The sequence below is a fragment of the Vibrio hepatarius genome, from assembly GCF_018860525.1.
Lineage (GTDB): Bacteria > Pseudomonadota > Gammaproteobacteria > Enterobacterales > Vibrionaceae > Vibrio > Vibrio hepatarius_B.
Window position 1 is genome coordinate 1 of record NZ_JAHKPM010000011.1, and the last position, 22,505, is coordinate 22,505.

At 41.6% G+C, this 22,505-nt stretch carries 19 protein-coding genes and 1 pseudogene; 5 read left to right on the forward strand and 15 right to left on the reverse strand.

What is annotated here, in order from left to right:
* Together KO511_RS03340 and KO511_RS03345 are read left to right on the forward strand one after the other, a co-directional pair.
* Positions 1–255: pseudogene (locus KO511_RS03340) on the forward strand (hypothetical protein); the annotation flags it as partial.
* Complete coding sequence (locus tag KO511_RS03345; protein WP_171361658.1) at positions 255–650, forward strand: hypothetical protein; 396 nt, start codon at positions 255–257, stop codon at positions 648–650. The pseudogene KO511_RS03340 and the gene KO511_RS03345, both read left to right, overlap by 1 nt.
* Before the next feature lie 165 nt (positions 651–815).
* On the opposite strand, the gene KO511_RS03350 is transcribed toward KO511_RS03345, so the two are convergent.
* From KO511_RS03350 to KO511_RS03380, 7 genes are all read right to left on the reverse strand, one after another.
* Positions 816–1,187 (reverse strand): MotA/TolQ/ExbB proton channel family protein, encoded by a 372-nt coding sequence (locus KO511_RS03350; RefSeq protein WP_215986061.1) that lies wholly within the window; start codon positions 1,185–1,187, stop codon positions 816–818.
* A gap of 216 nt (positions 1,188–1,403) precedes the next feature.
* Positions 1,404–2,213: a heme ABC transporter ATP-binding protein gene (locus KO511_RS03355; protein WP_215986062.1), complete on the reverse strand. Its 810-nt coding sequence runs from the start codon at positions 2,211–2,213 to the stop codon at positions 1,404–1,406.
* Positions 2,214–2,215: 2 nt separating this feature from the next.
* Positions 2,216–3,316: a FecCD family ABC transporter permease gene (locus KO511_RS03360; protein ID WP_436840204.1), complete on the reverse strand. Its 1,101-nt coding sequence runs from the start codon at positions 3,314–3,316 to the stop codon at positions 2,216–2,218.
* Positions 3,316–4,209 (reverse strand): heme/hemin ABC transporter substrate-binding protein, encoded by an 894-nt coding sequence (locus KO511_RS03365; protein WP_215986063.1) that lies wholly within the window; start codon positions 4,207–4,209, stop codon positions 3,316–3,318. The genes KO511_RS03360 and KO511_RS03365 overlap by 1 nt, the downstream gene beginning before the upstream one ends.
* Complete coding sequence (locus KO511_RS03370) at positions 4,202–4,633, reverse strand: ExbD/TolR family protein (protein WP_215986064.1); 432 nt, start codon at positions 4,631–4,633, stop codon at positions 4,202–4,204. Before KO511_RS03370 ends, KO511_RS03365 begins: the two co-directional genes overlap by 8 nt.
* Positions 4,626–5,378: a MotA/TolQ/ExbB proton channel family protein gene (locus KO511_RS03375; protein ID WP_215986065.1), complete on the reverse strand. Its 753-nt coding sequence runs from the start codon at positions 5,376–5,378 to the stop codon at positions 4,626–4,628. Before KO511_RS03375 ends, KO511_RS03370 begins: the two co-directional genes overlap by 8 nt.
* A gap of 4 nt (positions 5,379–5,382) precedes the next feature.
* The gene (locus KO511_RS03380) at positions 5,383–6,105 is read right to left on the reverse strand and encodes an energy transducer TonB (RefSeq protein WP_215986066.1); all 723 of its coding nucleotides are present in this window, start codon (positions 6,103–6,105) and stop codon (positions 5,383–5,385) included.
* 155 nt (positions 6,106–6,260) lie between these two features.
* Between KO511_RS03380 and KO511_RS03385 the strand changes: the two genes are divergently transcribed.
* Both KO511_RS03385 and KO511_RS03390 read left to right on the forward strand, forming a co-directional pair.
* Positions 6,261–8,279: a TonB-dependent hemoglobin/transferrin/lactoferrin family receptor gene (locus tag KO511_RS03385; protein WP_215986067.1), complete on the forward strand. Its 2,019-nt coding sequence runs from the start codon at positions 6,261–6,263 to the stop codon at positions 8,277–8,279.
* Positions 8,280–8,316: 37 nt separating this feature from the next.
* Positions 8,317–9,045 (forward strand): HugZ family protein, encoded by a 729-nt coding sequence (locus KO511_RS03390; RefSeq protein WP_215986068.1) that lies wholly within the window; start codon positions 8,317–8,319, stop codon positions 9,043–9,045.
* Positions 9,046–9,268: 223 nt separating this feature from the next.
* Here the strand turns inward: KO511_RS03390 and rluF are convergent, their stop codons facing one another.
* The 3 genes from rluF to KO511_RS03405 form a co-directional block, all read right to left on the reverse strand.
* Positions 9,269–10,282 (reverse strand): 23S rRNA pseudouridine(2604) synthase RluF, encoded by a 1,014-nt coding sequence (rluF, locus tag KO511_RS03395; RefSeq protein WP_436840205.1) that lies wholly within the window; start codon positions 10,280–10,282, stop codon positions 9,269–9,271.
* 311 nt (positions 10,283–10,593) lie between these two features.
* Positions 10,594–10,734, reverse strand: coding sequence for a DUF3149 domain-containing protein (locus KO511_RS03400; protein ID WP_125320668.1), 141 nt, complete (start codon positions 10,732–10,734; stop codon positions 10,594–10,596).
* 163 nt (positions 10,735–10,897) lie between these two features.
* Complete coding sequence (locus KO511_RS03405; protein WP_215986069.1) at positions 10,898–11,767, reverse strand: TraB/GumN family protein; 870 nt, start codon at positions 11,765–11,767, stop codon at positions 10,898–10,900.
* A 371-nt stretch (positions 11,768–12,138) separates the two neighbouring features.
* On the opposite strand from KO511_RS03405, the gene KO511_RS03410 reads away from it, so the two are divergent.
* Complete coding sequence (locus KO511_RS03410; RefSeq protein ID WP_215986070.1) at positions 12,139–14,796, forward strand: family 20 glycosylhydrolase; 2,658 nt, start codon at positions 12,139–12,141, stop codon at positions 14,794–14,796.
* 41 nt (positions 14,797–14,837) lie between these two features.
* Here the strand turns inward: KO511_RS03410 and KO511_RS03415 are convergent, their stop codons facing one another.
* The 5 genes from KO511_RS03415 to nagA form a co-directional block, all read right to left on the reverse strand.
* Positions 14,838–16,226, reverse strand: coding sequence for a peptide MFS transporter (locus KO511_RS03415; RefSeq protein WP_215986071.1), 1,389 nt, complete (start codon positions 16,224–16,226; stop codon positions 14,838–14,840).
* A 360-nt stretch (positions 16,227–16,586) separates the two neighbouring features.
* Positions 16,587–18,251 carry an asparagine synthase B gene (gene asnB / locus KO511_RS03420; protein WP_215986072.1) on the reverse strand — a complete coding sequence of 555 codons (1,665 nt, stop codon included), beginning with the start codon at positions 18,249–18,251 and terminating at the stop codon, positions 16,587–16,589.
* Positions 18,252–18,482: 231 nt separating this feature from the next.
* On the reverse strand, positions 18,483–20,069 hold the full coding sequence (locus tag KO511_RS03425) for a cation:proton antiporter family protein (protein WP_215986073.1): 1,587 nt from the start codon (positions 20,067–20,069) through the stop codon (positions 18,483–18,485).
* 78 nt (positions 20,070–20,147) lie between these two features.
* Positions 20,148–21,362 carry a DNA-binding transcriptional regulator NagC gene (gene nagC / locus KO511_RS03430; protein ID WP_215986074.1) on the reverse strand — a complete coding sequence of 405 codons (1,215 nt, stop codon included), beginning with the start codon at positions 21,360–21,362 and terminating at the stop codon, positions 20,148–20,150.
* 2 nt (positions 21,363–21,364) lie between these two features.
* Positions 21,365–22,501 (reverse strand): N-acetylglucosamine-6-phosphate deacetylase, encoded by a 1,137-nt coding sequence (gene nagA, locus KO511_RS03435; RefSeq protein WP_215986075.1) that lies wholly within the window; start codon positions 22,499–22,501, stop codon positions 21,365–21,367.
* Positions 22,502–22,505 lie beyond the last annotated feature (4 nt).

Consider the following 22,505-nt stretch of genomic DNA (forward strand, 5'->3'; position numbering starts at 1 on the left):
TTTATTGGTGGCGTATATGGCGGAGCCAAAGGTGGAACCTTAGGAGTAGGGGCTGCTGTTGCTGCTGTTGAGGGTATAGCTCTGATTATAGGCGTTACGGCTTCGGCCCCAATATTGGCGGTAGCCGCTGTTGGAGGTGTGATAATTGGTGGTGCCGCAGGGGGTATCGCTGGCTCTACAGCAGGTAAAAGTGTGAGCGATGGAGCCTATGTGGTTTACGAGGCGGTCGGCGATTTTATTGAGGATAACTTCTAATGGGGATTTCGACTTGGTGGGAATTTTGGTTTATTGGTATCCCTGTAGTTGCTTTCGGATCGTTCGCTCTCATTTGGTCAGTACCAGGCGTAGTAATGGGGTCAATCGTATCTTTTGGTAGTTTGAAACATATTATTTTTATAGATAGAGAGTTAGCAAAAGATTTGAACAAATATTATGACCATAATGGTCATATGCGCCCTCAGTATCAGATGACGTGGGCTGTTGGCAGTCGCTGCTTTGACTACTGGATGATGTACCCGTTTATCCGTAAACGTTCAACGACACACTCTAAAAAATTTAGATTTTTTATGTGGGTTAATGCATTGGGCATGTGGAGTTGGGTAGGTACAATCGTTTTTGTTGTATTTGCTAAGTTAGTTGGGATTATTTAGTCGCTCGAAAATCATAGGACCAAGCCTAGTTTGTTTCTAGCAAAGTTTTCAATATCTGTAGTAATCCATGATTTGCTAATTTAGCAAAGGCACTGAAATATTTCTGTCCAGAGCTGTTACAGTCGGCACTTTCCACCTTGAAAGTGCCCCAGAGGGATCAATAGGTCAAGTCTTGCTCTTTTCACAACTCAAGTGAAAAGGCAGAACTAATAACGTAATGACAAGGCCATAAAATAGAGGTAATAGTGCAACGCTCAACCCTACAAATATTGCCTCTGAATCAGCACTCCCTAAAGTTTGGATCACGCCAATAACTACACCCAAAATACTACTAACAATAGCCGTAAATAAAGCGCAACTCAGTGCTGTGGCACGTGACTTTTGATAACCTACACCCGTAGCAAATAAAGTTGGTACCATAACAATAAGCAGACTGGTTAAATCGATAAACTGAAGAGGATCCCCCAAAGACGCAACATCATTAACAACCAATATTGTAGCAACTAAAAAAGTGATGTTTATTAGCCATTTAACCATGACTACGGAATCCTTTTAGTGTGTGTCCTAAATTAGTCATATGGGCTGTCTATTAAGCCTGTTACTCATAATCACATTGGAGAAATCACAGTTCTATTATCAATACATTTTATCAATAGTAATTCAGGAACCAGAAGTCCTGAACTATTAGGTTGTGATTGGTTATCATGAGGTGTGTTACAATTATTATCCACCGATACTGATGCATTCGATGAGTTAACTGATCATAAGATAGCCTTCACTTGGATGGCGAATAATTGAGCTTTTATAACCGTATGCGTGCTGGATATTGTCTTCAGTGAGCACTTTGTCTTGTGGGCCATCGGCGATGATCTCACCCTGATGCATTAGTATTAATCGGTCGCAATAACGAGCAGCTAGGTTTAAGTCGTGTAGGACACTAATAACAGTACCCAATTTGGCGGCTATCTCCTTAACGCCTTGTAGTAGGTGATGTTGATGATAAACATCCAGTGCTGCAATAGGTTCATCAAGGAATAACAACTTATTTTTATATTGTTGTGTACTTTCTTGGAGTGAGGAAATTTGGCATAGCGCTTTGGCAAATAGCACTCGCTGCTGCTGACCGCCTGAGAGAGTGAGGAAGTTGCGCTGTGCTAAATCCAAAACATCACTTCGCTGCATTATATGCCTAATCATTTCAGATTTTTGTATTAGATTTAAGGATGAATTGAGTAATCCAAGGCGTACGACTTCAACTACCGTAAATGAGAACATCAGTTGGGTACTTTGTGGCAGCACGGCGAGATGTGTGGCGAGTACATGCGGGGACCAGCTTTTGCGCTCTTTTCCCATGATATGGATATCCCCTTGATACTCAACGTCTCCAGATAGGCTTTTGAGTAAAGTGCTTTTTCCGGCTCCATTGGCACCTAAAATGCCAGTATGCGTGCCTTCATCTATTGATAAATAAGCTACATTAAGAGCTGGTTTTGTGGCTAATTGGTTGTTATTGGTGCGCAATACTTTTCTATAATTGGCGGTTAAATTGCGACATGATAGCATGGTTATCCTCCAAATCTTTGGCGTTGTTGCATCAGTAAAAAGATAAAAAATGGTGCGCCAATGGCCGCTGTCACAATACCAACTGGTAACTGGGCTGGTGTGATGAGAGTACGTGAGATGATATCGGAAAATAGAAGCAAAATTGCACCAAGTAAGGCGCTAAGCGGTAGAAGGTGACAGTGGCTAGGTCCGAGCACTAAACGAATTAAATGCGGCACAACCAAACCTACGAAACCGATAATACCAGATACCGATACTGCTATACTGACTCCAAAAGCGGTGAAAGCGATCAACTCTAATTTTAGTCTGTTAACATTGATGCCAAGGTGACCAGCCTCTGCTTCGCCTAGTAGTAAGGCGTTTAAGGCATTCGCTTGACGTTGGAAATAGACCACTAAGCCAATTAAGCTCGCCCAACATAAGCTGATTTGTGGCCATGTAGCACCCTCTAATGAACCCATTTGCCAAAAACTCAATGCGCGAAGTTGTTGGTCATCAGCAATATAGGAGAGTAAGCCAATTATTGCTCCAGCAATTGAAGACACTGCAATCCCGCCCAGTAGCATTAGATTAACGGACGTCCGTCCTGAAATTGTTCCTAGCTTATAGACCAGTATCGTTGCTGCCAGTGCGCCCCAAAATGCCATCATAGGAGTTAACCACAAAGATACGGTAGAAGGAGGCAGCCAACTCAAATAATGTTTGAGTACGCCGATAGCCACAATCGATAAGGCCGCTCCTACCGATGCACCACTTGAGACTCCCAATATGCTTGGATCGGCTAATGGGTTGCGAAATAGTCCCTGCATAACAGCGCCACAAATGGCTAATATGCTGCCAACGGCAATACACAATAAGGTTCTAGGCAGGCGAATTTGACCGATGACTACATTTAGGTAGCTGCTTGTTTCTGCCAAGCTTATATGTTGCCAGCCAAAGAGGTTTAATAATGAGATAAATACTTGGTTGAGCGAGATAGAAATTGGCCCTAGTGCAATCGAAGCAATGGCTGTTACGATCAATACTAGGCTCGCTATTGTGGCGTACTGTTTTAGCGGTACGCAGGTATCGAGTGGACGATTTTGATAGCTAGGCTGTTCCACTACATTACCTTTTTACTGCTATTAGGTGGGGAGATAATAGAAGCTAATCGCTGTGCTTCATTTAGCGTAATCAAGCTGAACCCGCCAATAAGTGCGTGCTGATCTACACCATAAATTTGACCATTTTCCCCAGCAGGTGTAGCGGCTAAAATAGGGTAGTGTTTAATCAGGCCAGAAGTTCCGCCTAAGTTGTTAAGAATACGCTGGGGCACCAACAAAGTTTGCGGCTTCATCTCCAATAAGGATTCTTGTGAAATTGGCTTATAACCGTTAACCGTTTGTGCTGCTGTGTTTTCTCCTCCGGCTAATTCGATCATACGATTAGCCACAGTACCTTTGCCAGCTACTTGTGGACTACCGCTACCTAAGATAAGTAAAAATATCGTTGAATCTATGTGCTTCTGAGTCTTTTGTCGCTGAGTTAAGGTGCTAACTTTGTTGTCAATTTCCTTAATGAGTAAATCAGCACGTTTGGGGGTGCCAAGAAGTGTGGCGATTTTACGAATGTTATCTTGTAAGGCCGACAACGTTGGGGCAGAAGATAGCGTGATCAAAGGAATTTTTGCTTGTTGTAAAAGTTGAAGCACCTCTGGTGGTCCCATTTCATCACTACCGACAACGACGCTAGGTTTCACAGATAAAATGCCCTCTGCTGATAGTTGCCTCTGATAACCGAGCATTTTAACGTGGGCCGATGGCGGCACGTTACTGGTGCTATCGACGGCAACCAATTGGGATGTTCCGCCGAGCGTAACAACGAGATCGGTGACGGCAGAGCCAATACTCACTATTCGATCTGAAGAAGGGGTAACTTTTGTATACGCAAAAGCAGGAAGAGTAAACCAATAGCCAGTGAGTAATACCAGCCAAAACTTAAGGTGTTTGTTATTCATGATGTTCGGACTCCAAAACAATTTTACTGTGTTGAATATGATGGGTTTGAAGAAAGGCAATCAGCTTAAAAAAACGCTGTAATGTTGCTTTTCTATCGCCTGAAATTATCAGTGGTTTATTTGGGTTCTTACTAACCTCTTGGAGCAATATCGGTTCTAGTTCTTGCCAAGAATCAAAGGTTTGCTCGTTCAACTTCCAGTGTGGAAATTGGGGGCTTAAGCTGAGAGAAATAGAATTTCGTCCATCCGCGGGCTGCAATATATATTCTTGATTTACTTTTGGAACTTGCACTTTTAACGTTTGTAATGGTGAATTTGCAGTGAGTAATAAAAACACCAAAACAATAAATATCACATCCAATAAAGGCATTAAATCAGGCAATAAATTATCGCTTTCGTTGGTGTGGGATGAGTATTTAATCACGTCGAACACCTGCTGATGCTGAGTAGGCGAGTTCAATAGGAGTGCGTTGTTCAGAATTACTTTCGCTGTCAGATATTGTTGAATTGACAACACCATCAATGACTAGGTTGATCTGATTAGCTAGCATAATGATGAAAGCGATTTTGTGATTGCTCCACATTTTTAAGGTATGGAAACCAACTAGGGCAGGTATTGCTATAAATAGACCCACTATGGTAGTCATCAATGCCATGCCAAGTCCTTGCGCCAGCATAGAAGGATTAATGGCTTGGTTGGTAGATGCAATCTTGCTGAACATTTCCATTAGACCCAATACTGTTCCCAGTAGGCCCAAGAGAGGGGTTACAACCGAAATTAAGGCGAGGATATTAAGGCCTGTGCCTAAACGACGTTCATGCTTGTCAATCCAAATGGTGGCCAGATCTTCGCGTTGTTCCCGTGGAATATTGCGGTGACTGTGAAGTAGCGCTGCAAGTTGTCGACTAAGGCTTTTCTTCGTACCCCATATGGATAATTCATTCGCTGTTTGGTTTTTATTTTTAAATTGTCGTAGGCCTTGGGAAATTCGTTGGTTTGAAATGTATGTGCGAGTACAAATCAAATGAAATAAACGATCCATTAATAGCGCTAACGCTAGAATCGAACAGATAAGCAATGGCCATTTCATTGGGCCAAGCTGAGCTATCGCATCGCTAACAGATCGCATTATGGCGGACTGTTCAATAGTATTTAATATTATCAACATAAAGCTAATTTCCTAAAGAGAACCGAATTGGAATGGTTACCTGAGAAGCCACAGGGCGGTCATTTTTTTTATAAGCCACAAATTGCCATTTATCTACTGCCGCTAACGCAGCACGGTCAAGGCTGTGATAGCCGGAAGAATGAATAATGGAAATACGAGTTTTGTTCCCTTTATCATCAAGTTCAATCGACACAATTACTTCTCCTTCTCGGCCAAAACGCTTAGCAGAATCAGGGTAAATAGGAGCTACGGGGCGGGATTTAAACTTAGGGGCTGTATTTACTACAGGGTTACTTTTAGTACCTAGCTGGCCACTTTGAGTTGTAGATAGAGTATTTTTTTTGGTTGGTTTTTCGATGATTTTAGATGAAGAAGGCTTAATTTCTTTCTCTTTTGATAGGGCAGTTTTCTTAACTGAATCAGGTTTATTAATCTGATGCTGAGCTGTTTGCAGTGCTTTGGGAGCTAATGCCTGACCTCGCTTAGGTACGATATCTCGGCCTTGTCTCCTTACTTCGGGGCGAGCGGGTTTAGTAGGCTTTGTGACGTGTGTAGAGTCTGGCTTTGGATGAATGACACTTTGTGGTGTGGCAGAAGGCGTGACTTGCACTGAAGAAAAATTGGATAACGTTAGTTCTAATGGAATACCAACTTTTCCCCCATGAACAAAATGTGCTTGTTGTTCAGGTAGAACAAGTAAGTGTGCTGACAACGATGCAAACAGCATAATTACCAAACTTCTTTTATTAATAACATTACTCATAACACGAATAAAAATAATTATCATTTGCATTAGCATTTATGGTGTTGATATTATACACCGCCCCATTGGTAATGCAATGGATCAACTTGAATCTATGATTGTTAAAATAAGGTCTTTTCATGAACCGAAGGAAAATAACTCAGGTATCAGCCCTCGTACTGCTTTCATCTACTGAACTGACACAATTTAGTTATGCAACGACTAATTCGCCTTCTATGCAGCCAAATAATACTGTTGTTTTTGATGTTATTGAGGTGTCAGCTACACGCGAAGATGCTACAGATAGCGAGCACCTGTACCCAGTAGATAAAATAAATCAAAAGCAGCTTGAACAAATTCAGCCTCAATCTGTGGCTGAAGCATTGAAGTATCAGCCGAACTTGAGCTTTTATGGCGGACCCAGATCTTCTTCTCAGGAACCAGTAATTCGAGGCCTCTCCGATAACCGAGTTCTACAAGTGGTTGATGGCGCACGCCAAACTTATAACTCTGGTCATACGGGAACGTATTTGATTGACCCTACTTTACTGAACTCGATAGAAGTACTTAAAGGTCCGGGAAGTGCAATTTGGGGAAGTGGTGCAGTTGGTGGTGTGGTTGCAATTACGACTAAGTCACCCGAAGAATTGTTGGAAAAAGGCCAAGATCTAGGTGGTTACATAGAACAAAGTTATCAGTCGGTAAATCAACGTTGGTTAACTAATGGTGCTGCTTATGGTAAGCAAGATAGCTATGATTGGTTATTCAATGGTTATTACAGTGACTCTGATGATGTAAAAGATGGTAATGGTACAGAGCTACAAAACTCGTCAGATGAAAATAAAGGTTTCTTAGCCAAAACAGGAATCCAGCTTACGCCTTCTCAGCGTATTGAACTATCAACTCGATATGCTCGTGTCGATCAGGATACACCCATTGATCCCAGTTCTGCGGAAAACGCAAATAGTAACTATATAGTAGGTATGAAAACCGATGCATTCAATGCGATAGTTAACTATAAGCTGGATCCCAAAGATAATAATCTTATCAATACACAGGGTACGCTTTACTATAACGATGTAAAAGTGGATAGTTCACGCACTACGACAACCCAAAACGACACAACTCATAATCATACTTTAGGCTTAAGTGTTATTAATCACTCTACATTTGAAAATCTAGATATCTCTGTTGGCACAGATGGTTATCAAGAGGACTCTAATGGTACTCTTGATACAACATCTTCATCATTTCGACCAATCATTCCCGATGCCACGACTCGAACGCTAGGGGTATTTTCTCGTATGCGCTGGAACTTTGCGCAGGACTGGACGCTGCAACCAGCGCTTCGCTATGATTACTGGCGTACACAAGCTGATTATACCGATAGTAGTCAGCAAGCCGCTTCTGCTCGCCGCAGTGATTCAGCATTGTCACCGAGTGCTGCACTCAGTTGGCAGACGACCCGCTGGCTTCAGTTGACGGCTCGTTACGATCAAGCATTTCGGGCACCAACAGCGGGGGAGTTGTACACGGGGGGATATCATTTTCCTGGCAATGAATTTGTGCCTAACCCAAATCTAGAGCCAGAAAAATCCAAGAATAAAGAGATTGATGCCAATATGGCATTTGGTGATTTGCTTGGTGATGACGAACTAACGATAAAAGCTTCTGTATTCCGTAACGATGTCGATGATTTCATCAACAGCATCGTTGATTTTAGCGGTGGTTCCACGACTCAACAAAATGTAGGTAACGCTAAACTTACAGGATATTCAGTAGATGTTGACTACAAAATCTATGATACCAGCGTTGGCCTAAACTATGGGCAGGTAAAGGCTAAGAGCAATGATGGTAGTGCTATCGGCTTGATACCAGCGGATAAATGGGTTGCTCATATCGATCAAGGTTTTATGGATAATACAATCAATGTGGGAGCAAAAGTGATTTATACTGCATCGACGACAGAAGGTAGTACGCATTACAGCGACTACACTATTACCGATATTTATTCTTCTTGGAATCATGCGTTTGGAGCCAAACCGTTGACTTTAAGGTTTGGTGTCGACAACCTTACTAACCAATATTATGTTCCAGCTCCACAGACATTAGCCCAGCCAGGACGTAACTTTAAGCTCAGTGCACGTTACACCTTTTAAACCGTGTCAGGTTAGATGATCATTTAAGGGAACCATTATGAATAAGAAAGTTGTTAATCAGGCAAGGCACTATATGCGCCAGTCGCGTCAATGCGTTATTTCAACGGTATCGAAAAAGTTGGCGGATTATCCATTTGGCTCAGTAACTCCCTTTATTTCAAGCTATGAAGGGAAACCTATTGTTTATATTAGTGATATTGCTCAGCACACCAAAAATATCAAAAGTAACAATAAAGTCAGCTTGACCTTTTTTGGCAATTCTGAATTGGCTGATGACCAAAACCAAAATGCACGTGTGACTATTATGGGTGATATTCATCAACTGGAACGAGGGGCGAGTCAGCCTATCCAGCAACGTTTTTTACAGCAGTATCCCCAATATCAAGACTATCCAATCGACCATGGCTTTCATCTTTGGCAAATAGAGCCGAAAATGATTCGTTATATTGGGGGATTTGCGCAAGCCTATTGGATAGACAAAAAAGATTGGTTATTACCTGAACCAGAGTGGAATGCACAAGCTGAAATTGCTATGGCTGAGCATATGAATAAAGACCATGTTGATGCAATGAAAATATTGTTAACCGCACTAAAACGTACGCCAGAAGACGATATTAGTATGACAGGCATACAACCCGATGGCTGCTATATAAGAAATGGTAATCAATCGACTTATCATGAGTTCGGCGACTTTGCTATGACCGCAGCAGAGGTAAAGAATCAGTTAGTGCAAAAGATAGCCCAAGCAAGAAAGGCTTGTTTATAAATATGCGGGCTTGGTGCAATAAATAGAAATGCCAACATTGTGCTCTGCCATATCAGGCTTCAAAGGGTGTCATTGGTACTATGATTGTGGTTTCATCCATCATAATGAAATGAAACAATAAAAAATGTGATATGAAAGTGTGCCATACCACCGTATATCGTTGGGTGCAAAGTGTGCCCTGAAATCGAAAAGTGATTACGGTGGTACTGATTCTATAAAAGATTCAGGAATGGCTTTTTTTTAAGCTCAATGTCCCTTGTTTTCTAGGCTGTGTTTTTGGGCCTAATGTAGCTTTGGGATTGTCACGTTTTGGCCTAGTATCAGCGGATTCAGAGCGTGACTTTTTGGTATTTGGTCCTCGTCGAAACTGATCGGCGTCTTTGCCTTTAAAAGTGCGCGTTTTTTGATTGCGTCTTGCTTTTGAATCCTTATTTTCGTTGCGACTATCAAACAGTTTGGCATCGGTTGCCCTGCGTATTTTTTTTCCTTGTGTATCGGTTTTTGACGCGTCTTCTGTGCCACTAGAGTGTTCGCACATGGCCAAAATTTCTTTGACTTCACCGTCGGTTAGGTAGCGCCATTGGCCGTTCGGAATGCCATCGAGACTAATATTCATGATGCGTACACGGCGCAGTTTGAATACTTCATAGTCTAGTGCTTCGCACATTCGACGTATCTGACGGTTTAGCCCCTGTGTTAAGACAATACGAAAGGAGAATTTTGTCTCTTTGGTGACTTGGCAAGGTAAGGTAGTAGTATCAAGGATATCAACGCCAGAACTCATTTTTTTTATAAACTGTTCTGTTATGGGTTTATTCACTCGAACGACATATTCTTTCTCGTGATTATTACCAGCACGAAGTATTTTATTGACGATATCGCCATCATTGGTCAAAAAGATCAAGCCATCTGAGGGCTTATCCAAGCGCCCGATAGGAAATATACGCTTTTTGTGACCAATAAAATCGACAATATTACCGGCAATGTTTCTCTCGGTTGTACAGGTTATCCCAGTAGGCTTATTTAAAGCGATGTAGACGGGGCGTTCTGTGGCGGCACTAATGGGTTTTCCGTCGACGCAAACATCATCACCCTGCAGTACTTTTGTTCCCATTTCCGGTATCTGCCCGTTAATGGTCACCCGACCTTGTTCTATCAGGCGGTCAGCCTCTCTGCGAGAGCAAAACCCGGTTTCACTGATAAATTTATTTAGGCGTTTCGGATCTGATAGCATCATAGTTCTCTCTTAACGTTTCACAACGGCACTTTAGGGATTTAAAATCGTCTTTATGCTTATTTAGGGTATTCTAACACTATTACTTAATAGGAGTAAAAGCTGCTTTATTTAAGCGAAGTAATGCCACATCAGAGTTTGCAATAAGAGTTATTGTGACGTCCAAATAAAATAAAATAAAAATACCAATAAACATTACGGTTTAAACTGCGTTTTTGACCATTTTTACAGCACAATAAATAAAAAACCGAAGCAGAAAGTGAGTCTACTTCGGTGCATAGCAACAACCTATTTTAAAATAGGGCTAGGCGACTTTAGTGAGGAGATTTGTCATGCATTACTTTGTAAACGAAGTATCCAGCATAGAACAGCATCAAGCCTAAAGCTCCGAAGATGACTAACATTGAAGATAGTCCAACTGCATTACCAAACAGGAGATTTAGCCATAAATCCATGTTGCCTCCAACATTGAAGTAGTGATGACAGGCAATACGATAAGATAGAATGACAACCAAGGTACTGATCTGGATCAATGATACTGAATTAGTTGCGTAAGTTGCTGGTTATATAAAGGTTTATTTATAATGGAAAATACCGATGGAAGCGGTCAGCGATTGGTTAGTATTCAAACTCACAATTGGCCGCATGACTTTTTGAAATTTGAGTTACTTTAAACCCTTTTGCCTTAAGTAATGTAAGCAGATTATTTTCACCAATGAGGTGTAAGGTGCCAACCACCACTAGGTAACTTGCTTTACTTTTTTTAGACCAATCTGTCTTGGCAAGCTTCTCTGCCCAGTTTAGGTTTCTTTGGCTAATGAACGCGTTCTCTAACTCAGGTGACATTTCAGTTAACTTTGAAAATTGATTGAGCTTTTGTAAGTCACCCGCTTTCCAGCTTGCGATTAAACATTTGGTTAGGTCCTCTGAGCGATCAAATTCGTCTAGAGCACTTAACAATAATTCTTTGCCTGAGTCTTTTTGACCAGTCAGTAAATCGATTTGAAATTGAAGAGATTCAAGGCTAAAAATTGGGGTATTTTGGGCTGTCGCTTTGTACATTAGGTGAGTATCTATTCCGTGAGATGCTTGATAGCCAAGGTATTCAAATTGCTTCATTTGAAGTGTCAGAGCCGTTGCCCATGGGGGGCTTTCTAGCAGTTGGTTAGCATCAATATTAAAAAGACTGGCTAGGCCGCGCAGTGTTTCTTGCTGCTTAGTATCGAGAACATGTTTAGTCGCTACTGTCATTTTAGGATAAATGACATCCTGCATTTTTCTGATATCAGCTTCTACAATCAGCCCAGAACTTGAACTCAATGCCTCTATGATGGCCTTCGGCAGGGGATACATACTTTTGTCTCCGACATGCACCGAGCCAAAGATAATGTAGCGAAAATTTCCTTTCTCAACTTGCCAAAATAGCGGTTCAGCAATGGATAATAGCGGGAAAGTGATGAGAAAAATCGACAACCATACTTTTTGCATTTAGCCGTACCTTACGGAAAAATTGTTGAAATGAGCTACTTTTAACGTGATTTAACGATAGCAATTTGAGTATAAAATCACATTTCTATACTTTGTTATATAGCTTAGCTTAATCTTATGCTGCTCGTCTTGTGATCATATACCTAGTTCTAAAGGCTAAGGTGGAAAATAGTGTGATTCATTTCATGTAAATATTTGTTAATCCATTAGTGACAAATTTAACGTTTGATTTAATTCGTTGTTTAAAAAGATAATTTTGTCATTAGTGAAACTAATTTTCGAGCAAGATCACTTTCATGACTTGATGATTTTACCCTGAGAAACATCTCGGAATATGCTGAAAAAAGCGGTTAATTAGGGGTAGTATTAAGATGGTTAAAAAAGCTCTTCTGGCAACATCGATCATTGCGACATTAGTAGGATGCAGTACTTTGCAATCACCACAGCAAAGTGCAGTGAATTCATTAGCGGAAAACCTTGATATTGATTATCAAGTAATCACCAATCATGGAGTAAGCCAAGGGTTAACATGTCAAGAGCTGGGCGCCGAATGGGCCTCCTGTAATCAAGTCAACATGACTGTGGTTAACAAAGGACAAGCTATTGATTTAAAAAATTGGTCAATTTATTTTCACAGTATTCGCCTAATTCTTGATGTGGATAGTGAGCAATTTAGAGTTTCTCATGTCACGGGCGATCTACATAAATTAGAGCCTACCGACAAATTTGATGGTTTCTCAGCAGGTGAAGAAGTGGTTCTCCCTTTAATTGGTGAATATTGGCAGTTATTTGAAACTGACTTTATGCCACGAGCATTTGTTACCTCTCCTGGTGCCGAACCTAGAGTTATTGCATCTCTTGATACTGAAAATACAGGTTCTTTTGTATCAGGCCTAGCAGGGAATAATTTAAAACGTACGCCTGATGATGAAAATGTTTTTGCTAATGCGACTTCGCGGTTTGAGAAAAATCAGGATTTAGCCAAACAAGATGTATCAGCAGCCTTGATTCCAACCCCCATGCATATTGAACAAGGTCAAGGTGAGCTTGATATTACTCAGGGAATTGCCTTGCCGTCTGAAGCGTTTTCACCCGAGCAGTATCAGGCACTTGAGACACGTGGTGATTTGCTTGGAGTAAGCCTTGAGGGTCGTCTAACGGTTAATTTGGTTATTGATCCAAATTTGTTCTCTGGAGATTTTATTAAATCCGGCGCTTATCAACTGCAAATCACTACAAGCGGCATCAAGATTAATGCTTTTGATCAAGCTGGTGCTTTCTATGCTGTTCAATCCATTTTTGCACTTATTGATGGTCAAAATCCTGATTCATTGCCTGCTGTCTCAATCAAGGATGCGCCTCGCTTTGAATATCGAGGTGTGATGGTCGACGTTGCGCGTAATTTTCATTCAAAGCAAGCTGTCCTTGCCACTCTTGAACAAATGTCAGCGTATAAAATGAATAAGCTACATCTTCACCTGACCGATGATGAAGGGTGGCGCATAGAAATTCCCGGCTTACCAGAGCTAACTGATATTGGCGGTCAGCGCTGTTTTGATGAGAAAGAACAGAGCTGTCTAATACCTCAATTAGGCTCGGGACCAGAGGCAAATAACTTTGGTAGCGGCTATTTTAGCCGTGCTGACTTTGTAGAGATCTTGAAATACGCCAATGCTCGTCATATCGAGGTGATTCCTGAAATTGATATGCCAGCGCATGCTCGAGCGGCGGTAGTGTCAATGGAGGCGAGGTACCAGCGTTTGATGCAAGCGAATAAAGCCGAGGAGGCGAACGAGTATCGCTTGATTGATCCTGAAGATACTTCAAATGTTACCACAGTTCAGTTCTACGATAAGCAGAGCTTTATTAACCCCTGCTTGCCTTCATCTACTCGCTTTGTTGATAAGGTTATGTCTGAAGTAGCGGCGATGTACAAAGATGCAGGTGCACCACTAACAACATGGCACTTTGGTGGTGATGAAGCGAAAAATATTAAACTGGGAGCAGGGTTTCAAGATATCGATGCCGCAGAGAAAGTAGCTTGGAAAGGAAACATAGATATTTCCAAACAAGATAAGCCCTTTGCAAAGTCTCCGCAGTGTCAGGATTTAGTGGCTAGTGGCGTAGTGAGTGATTATGCACACTTACCAAGTTACTTCGCCGAACAGGTTTCTAAAATCGTCAAAGACAAACAAATAACCACTTTTCAAGCATGGCAAGATGGCCTTAAATATAGCGAGGGTCCAGCATCCTTTGCCACTGCCAATACTCGTGTGAATTTCTGGGATGTGCTTTACTGGGGAGGAACCAAGTCTGTGTATGAGTGGGCGAGCAAAGGCTACGATGTCATTGTCTCAAGTCCTGATTATGTCTATATGGATATGCCATATGAAGTCGATCCTAAAGAGCGTGGATATTACTGGGCAACTCGAGCGACTGATACGAAGAAAATGTTCAGTTTTGCTCCAGAAAACATGCCGCAGAATGCCGAAACTTCACTGGATCGAGATGGCAAAGGTTTTTCTGGAAGCACTGATATTGCCGCTGGACCATTTTATGGATTATCTGCCCAGCTCTGGTCTGAAACGGTTCGTAGCGATGAACAATATGAGTACATGGTGTTTCCGCGAGTTTTGGCTGCGGCCGAGCGAGCTTGGCATCAAGGTACTTGGGAAAATGAAGTCAAAGTTGGCGTCGAGTACTCCCAAGGCACAAATCTAGTCAATAAAAGGCAGTTAAATAAAGATTATAATCGCTTTGCCAATATTCTAGGTCAGCGCGAATTGGCGAAACTAGAAAAGTCAGGGATTGAGTATCGCCTTCCTATACCAGGTGGAAAAATTGAGACAGGTACGCTAATGATGAATACTTCTTTTCCTGGAGTAGATTTACAGTACTCATTAGATGGAGAAAACTGGCAGGTTTATCAAGAAAATGCTCGACCTGAAGTGCAAGGAGAGGTCTATATTCGTTCTGTTTCAGCCAGTGGAAAGAAATCAAGTCGAATTACTAAAGTAAACTCTAACTAAAATGAAAAACGCCCGATTTATCGGGCGTTTTTGACTAAGAATTACACCGCTAGGCTTTGCTGCTCTTCAACTTGTTCTGCGTTACTAGTTGGCGCTTCCGCTCCATGCATCCAGCGAACTAAAGTATTGGAAAATAGTAACAGGATAACACCTGATATAATGGCCGTTACAGCAATGCCACTGAAGATTGCCATTGCGCCAAGTTCACCTACATGGGAGCCTACGTAACCAGCCACATAGTTAGCAATTGCAGTACAGCCAAACCATGCCCCCATCATCAACGAAGCTAAACGCAGTGGTGCTAGCTTAGTCACTAATGACAGACCAATTGGTGACAGGCAAAGTTCACCTAAAGTATGAAAGAAGAAAGCACCCACTAGCCAAAGCATTGACGTTTTGACGCTAGTATCGCCATCTTGCTGCATAACTGCGCCAATCATGCACAGAAAACCTAAAGCTAAAAAGAACATGGCAAGCGCAAATTTAACCGGAGAATTCGGCTCTCTTTTACCTAATTTAACCCATAAAATAGCGAGTAATGGTGCTAGGGTTATGATGAAAAATGGGTTGAGGGATTGAAACCATGCTGCTGGGACTTCAAAGCCACCTATCATACGGTCTGTATATTGCTGAGTGTAAATATTCATCAAGCCACCAGCTTGCTCAAAGCCAGCCCAAAAGACAATAGTGAAGACACTCATGACCAAAATGACTTTGATGCGATCAAACTCTTCTTTTGTGAGAGCTTCTTTTCTGTAAGTTTTTTGACGAGTTAGCTCTCGTATTGCTGATGGTTCTCGGCCTATATCGCCAAGCCAAGATTGGGCTAAGCTGATTTGCATTACCAGGCTAATCACCATACCGATACCGGCAACAACAAAGCCTGACTTCCAGCCAAATTCGCCAGTTACAGAGCCTACAATAATACCTGCTAGTAATGCTCCTATATTGATGCCCATATAGAAAATAGTAAAGGCGCCATCGCGGCGGTTATCACCTTCTTGGTAGAGATCGCCCACCATGGTTGAGATGTTTGGTTTAAATAGGCCATTACCTGCAATCAATAGAGCGAGACCGAGATAGAAACTGTGTAAAGTGCTCATACCTACCATGTCAGCGGGTAGTGCAAGTGTAAATTGGCCGGCAGCCATCAGGGCGCCGCCTATTAGTATCGACCTACGTTGTCCTAAGTAGTTATCTGCAAGCCAGCCACCAATTAAAGGAGTAATATAGAAAAGACCGGTATAGATACCATATAAATCTAGCGCGTCTTTGGTTGACCAGCCCAAACCGCCATTTATTGTTTTGTCAGTAAGGTATAAAACCAAAATAGCGCGCATACCATAGTAAGAGAAACGTTCCCAAAGCTCGGTACCAAATAATAGAAATAAGCCTCGCGGATGGCCGAGGATCTGTCGATGATTTGCCATAAATTTTACTAATCTAGTCCATTAAAGAATTTAATATGCTAGTACATATATTAATTAGTTAAAATGTCTGCAATATAGTCATTTATCAGCTTGATTTATGGTTTTGCTATAACCTTTTGATAAATAGGTGTAAAGAAGTTTGATAATAAGGAAGTTTTTTTTATAGAACTAAGTTTTCAAAACTGGCGAGTGTATTTTGACACTTAGCTGTCATGTGTTGGGTGTTTTTTTGCTAAATAATTTATATTAATCTATGACTCAGTGGCTTGTTTGTGCTTCTTGACGCTACGTTAATGGGGCGGCAAGTAAAAAGAAGTTGAGCCTTATAAAGGCTCAACAAGTTCTAATAACAATCCAATTTTAGTAAGAATCATTATGTACCGCTTGAACTGCTCGCCCTGACGGGTCTACGCAGTTCTGGAAAGATTCATCCCATTCAATCGCTTTGGCTGAGGAGCAAGCGACGGAAGGCCCTCCAGGTACACATTGTGCTGCAGAAGGAAGAGGGAAGAGTTCTTCAAATATTTCACGGTAAACATAACCTTCTTTTGTGGTTGGCGTATTATAGGGGAAGCGGAAACTAGCGGTTTCCATCTGTTGGTCAGTAATTTTGCTTTCTGCTACTTCTTTTAGAGCATCGATCCAACCGTAGCCTACACCATCAGAGAATTGTTCTTTTTGTCGCCATGCGATCGAGTTTGGTAAATAGTGCTCAAAGCATTCACGTAATATGTGCTTTTCCATTTTTCCGTTACCACACATCTTATCTTCTGGATTTAGGCGCATTGCTACGTCAATAAACTCTTTATCAAGGAACGGAACTCTACCTTCGACTCCCCAAGCTGCTAAAGACTTGTTAGCTCTGGCACAGTCAAACATATTGAGTGCTAGAAGCTTACGTACTGTCTCTTCATGAAACTCTCTTGAATTAGGGGCTTTGTGAAAGTAAAGGTAGCCGCCAAAAATTTCATCTGCACCTTCACCAGACAGGACCATCTTGATGCCCATTGCTTTTATTTTGCGTCCCATAAGGAACATGGGAGTTGAAGCGCGAATGGTTGTTACATCATAAGTCTCGATGTGATAGATGACATCACGGATGGCATCAAGGCCTTCTTGGATGGTGTAGGTCATTTCATGGTGTACTGTACCAATTTTTTCAGCGACTTCTCTCGCTGCTTTTAGGTCAGGGGCGCCTTCTAAGCCCACTGCGAATGAATGAAGTTGAGGCCACCAAGCTTCAGATTGTTCATCATCTTCAATTCGCATCGCTGCAAAACGTTTAGCCACCGCAGAGGTAATAGAAGAGTCAAGTCCACCAGAGAGCAATACACCATATGGTACATCCGTCATTAGTTGACGTTTTATCGCTGCTTCAAGGGCTGCCGTCAGGTCTTTTTTGCTGGTTGAGTTACCTTGAACTGCGGCATATTCATTCCAATCACGAATATAGTAACGTTGTGGCTCTGAATCTTTGGAGCTGTAGTAACAGCCAGGAGGGAACTCACTGATGGTTTTACACACAGGAGTCAGTGCTTTCATTTCAGATGCTATATAGTAGTTGCCATGTTCGTCATGACCTTGATAAAGGGGAATGATGCCAATGTGGTCACGGCCAACTAGATATTGATCTTTCTCTTCGTCATAGAGTACGAATGCAAAAATGCCGTTTAATTCTTCGAGTAGGGCCTCGCCCATATCTTGGTATAGCGCTAAGATGACTTCACAGTCTGAATCGGTTTGAAAATCATATTTTCCTTGGTAACGAGCTCGCAATTCTTTATGGTTGTAGATCTCACCATTGACCGCCAAAATGTGTTTTTTATCTGAACTGTACAATGGTTGCGCACCACTATTCAAACCAACAATAGCCAGGCGCTCATGCGCAAGAATAGCCTTGTCTGATGAATAAATACCAGACCAATCTGGGCCGCGATGGCGGAGCTTTTTAGACATTTCAAGTGCGATTGGACGCAGTGTATGAGCATCGCTTTTTATGTCGAGTATACCGAAGATAGAGCACATATGACTTCCTTTATAAACCTTTTTTAATCTGTTAACTAAAATCTGCCATCTTGATTAAAAAAATCAATAAAATTTAGCTAAAAAAATAATATAAATGGGTTGTCATTAGATTTCATTCATTTTAAATGCTGTTTTGGTGTTTTTTTTTTAATGTCAGTATGATTTGCAAACAAAAGTCATACTAACAAGGTGAAAGGCAGCGAATTGACTGCTGCCATAAGAGAGAGGGCTCTACAGTGGTGTAAATTGGGGTTTTAGTTGCTCGCAAACGTGGCGAGCGAAACCTGTACCCGCCTCATTATAAATATTATATGCAGCATCAACGCCTTCTTCTATTAAGCTATCGGTTTGATCTGGGTGAGCTGCGATGGCGGCTATTTGACCGCTAAAGTTTCTTTGTTGCAATTGTTCTAGAGCTATTTGATTACCCTGGTGATGAGGCATTGCAAGTAATACTAATTTGACATTGGCAGTATCTAAAATCCTTTCCCAAAAGTCAGGGTCTGTAGCATCACCATCAATGACATTACGTCCTTCTAATTGATGTTCAGCTGCTGCTTCTTCCCTTACTTCAACACCTAAACTTATTTTGCCATAACGGCTAACTAATTCGTCATAGGCTCCAGTTCCAATTCTACCCATTCCGAGTATTAGGACTTGAGCATTACCTGGATTAATAAGTTTATCACGGTTATTAAGCCTCTCTGCTGCATGTTCTTTTAGCCAATGTTCTGAACGTCGATATAGCTCATGACCTTTACGATTGAGCGGTGATGCAATAATAAAAGAGATAGATACAGCAAGGGCTAAAGCGACTAACAGATCACTACTAAGCCAGCCAAGTTTAAATGCAAGCCCACTAACAATTAGCCCAAATTCGCTAAAGTTAAATAAACTGAGTGAGGCAAGTAATGAAGTTCGAACTCTAAACTTAAAGGCATTAAGAATAGTAAAATATAACAAGCCTTTGAGCGGCAATAAGAGTAAAAATAGCAAGGCTAATGCTAATCCTGTCATTGTTGGCTGGACGGATAATCCTATATTGAGAAAAAAGCATACTAACAAGAGTTCTTTCAAGTTAAATAGCGCTTTGGATAATTCTGAAGCTTTGCTATGACCTGCCAGCAGCATGCCCAATATTAGGGCTCCAAGATCTGGCTTCATGCCGACTAATTTGAATAGGCCTGCGCCAACGACCAACGAGAAGAAAATCCCAAATAATACCAGCATCTCTCCATGCCCAACCCAATCTAGCACTTTGTAGAACAATGGACGCATCAATGGTAGAGCAAACAAAATAATCGCGTACCAATGAGGAATTTTTCCTGTAGAGACAGTAAGAAAGATAACCGCAAAAATATCTTGCATGACAAGAATGCCGATGGCGATGGTGCCATAGGTTGAGTTCATCTCACCTTTCTCTTGTAATGTTTTGACTGCAAAAACAGTGCTGGAAAAAGAGAGAGCAAAACTTAGCAACAGAAGCTGCTCTAATGACATGCTGGCCAACGAGCTTATTCCCAAAAATTTCAAACACATTAGAGCCGCGCAAAAAACTACTGTGGAAATTAAGTTATGGAGGGTAGCACCAGCCCAAATTTCTTTTGATAAAAGGGTCTTGACGTCTAGTTTCAGACCTATGGTAAAGAGCAATATGGTGACCCCAAGATCAGCGAACGTTACTATGGTTTCATTGCTTTCAAACCCGAATCCATGCAGAGCAAAACCAGTCAGAAGAAAACCAACCAATGGTGGTAAATGGCACTTAAGGCTAATAAAACCAGCGAGAAAAACAGCTGAAAGTAAAATGAGTTCCATATAATCTGACTCTTGTGTGATTAAAAACGGGCTACCTATGTAACCCGTAAGTTTAACCGATCATGAATGATATGGCGCTCAATCTTCTAGCAATTTTTGCAGTAAAGCACCATTGAGCATGGCTCGTTTTATCATCGAAAAAGCACCCAATGTTGGTTTTTTATCAATTTCAGATGCCACTATCGGTAGGTTTTTATGGAAGGTTGTCAGAGATTGGTTTTGAACATTGCGTCTAATTGCGGGGAAAATAATATCTTCACAACGTGTTATGTCGCCAGCGATGACGATTTTTTGAGGGTTAAAAAGGTTAATGGTTATAGCAATAGCTTTTCCTAGCTGATTGCCAACTCGGATTAAACTTTGTTTAGCAAGCTCATCGCCCATATTTGCGTGTTCACAAATATCTTGTATTGTTAAACCCTCTATGCCACTTAAGGTCGATTCATAGCCTTGTTTGATGAGTTTTTTCACACGTTCAAGAATGGCAGGGTTGGCAGCAACGGTTTCTAGACAACCAAAGTTACCGCATTGGCATTGTTCACCTAGAGGATCAATTTGAATGTGTCCAATTTCACCGACATTGCGATTGAAGCCAAGAAAAACCTGTCCGTTAACAATGATCCCTGAGCCCGTGCCACGATGAACGCTCACTAATATTGAATCTTGACAATCTTGACTAGCTCCAAAATAGTGTTCGGCTAAAGCCATACCCCTAACATCATTACCAACGAAACATTGGATATGGAAATTGTGCTCTATAAGTTCTGCTAGAGCTAGGTTGTCGATAGTGATGTTGGGCATGTACTCAACCACACCCGTTTCAGGATTGACGAGACCAGGGAGTATGATGCCAATAGCGATAAGTTGGTTTATGAGGGCTTGATGAGATTGGATAAAACACTTGAGATATGTCGTTAGCCCTTCAACTAAATCGGTTTGAGTGGTATAAAAAAATTCTTGATACTCAGAGAGTAATTCCTCACCGCCTAAGTTATAGAGACTGAACTGGATGTAATCTCGACCCAAGCGAATGGCAATGGAATGAAAAGGTGCGACTTCTGTGGTTAGAGAAATAGCTCGCCGACCACCTGTAGAAGCTTGTTGTGCGACCTCTTTTATTAGCCCGCGTTCTAATAGCTGTCGGGTGATTTTTGTAACACTTGCTGGTGCTAACTGGCTGGTATCAGCTACTTGAATTCGCGATATTGGGCCTTGTTGATCGATAAGTCGATAAACGGCTGCACTATTTAGCTGTTTTACTAAGTCTACGTTACCTATTTGTCCGCCATTCATACTTAATTGTGCTCATATTGTCCGTTAACAACAGTCGCTTGAACATTGAAGTCACGATCAAAAATGGTCAAGTTTGCAACCATTGCCTGTTTTATCAGGCCTAGTTGCTCATCGACACCTATTGCTCTCGCAGGATATAAAGTCGCCATGCGTAGTGCTTCGTCCAAAGCGATACCGACATGCTCTACTGTATTTTGAACTGCTTCAATCATGGTTAATGCAGAGCCGCCGAGTGTGCCATTTTCATCAACACACTTACCATTGCGGTAATATACTTTCTTACCAACAAAAATAAAGTAATCCATGTTTGCACCTGCAGGAGCTGTGGCATCTGTCACTAATACCAATTTTTCCCCTTTTATTTTATGAGCAATTCTAATGTTTGCATAATCGACATGAAACCCGTCAGCAATAATGCCAGCATATACTTGAGGGGTATCATAAACGGCACCTATCACCCCAGGTTCACGCCCTTCCATAGATGTCATGGCGTTAAATAAGTGGGTAGCAAAACTAATACCAGATTCAAAGCCTTTGCGCGCTTGTGAATAGGTCGCATTTGAATGACCAATTGATACTGTGATGCCTGCCTGCTTGAGACGTTGAATATGCCCGGACGAATTAAGCTCTGGGGCGAGCGTCACTTTGGTTATTACATCGGCATTGGCACAGATTAAATCAATCATCTTATCGTCGGAAGGGCGTATGTAGTCGACGTTATGTATGCCTTTTTTTTCTGCATTAAGATAAGGACCTTCAAGATGCAGCCCAAGGGATTGATTCTGATATTTAGCGTGATAGTCTCGAGTTGCCTGAATCGCATCAGCCATATCTTGATCAGACGATGTGATTAGAGTGGGCAGATAGCTAGTGCAGCCTGACTTTAAATTTGCACGGTGCATGACTTCAAGCGTTTCAAAATGGATAGAATCATTGAACATCACACCACCACAACCGTTGAGTTGAAGGTCGATAAAACCGGGGCTTAGGTTAGCTCCATTAAGATCAATCGTCTTTATGCCTTGAGGAAGTTCGGCTACTGGGCAAACAGCCTTAATCAAATGATCTTTAATCACTACCGCGTGACCAATGAGAATATCGTTACCGGTATATATTTTACAATTAGTTAGCGCATACATAGCT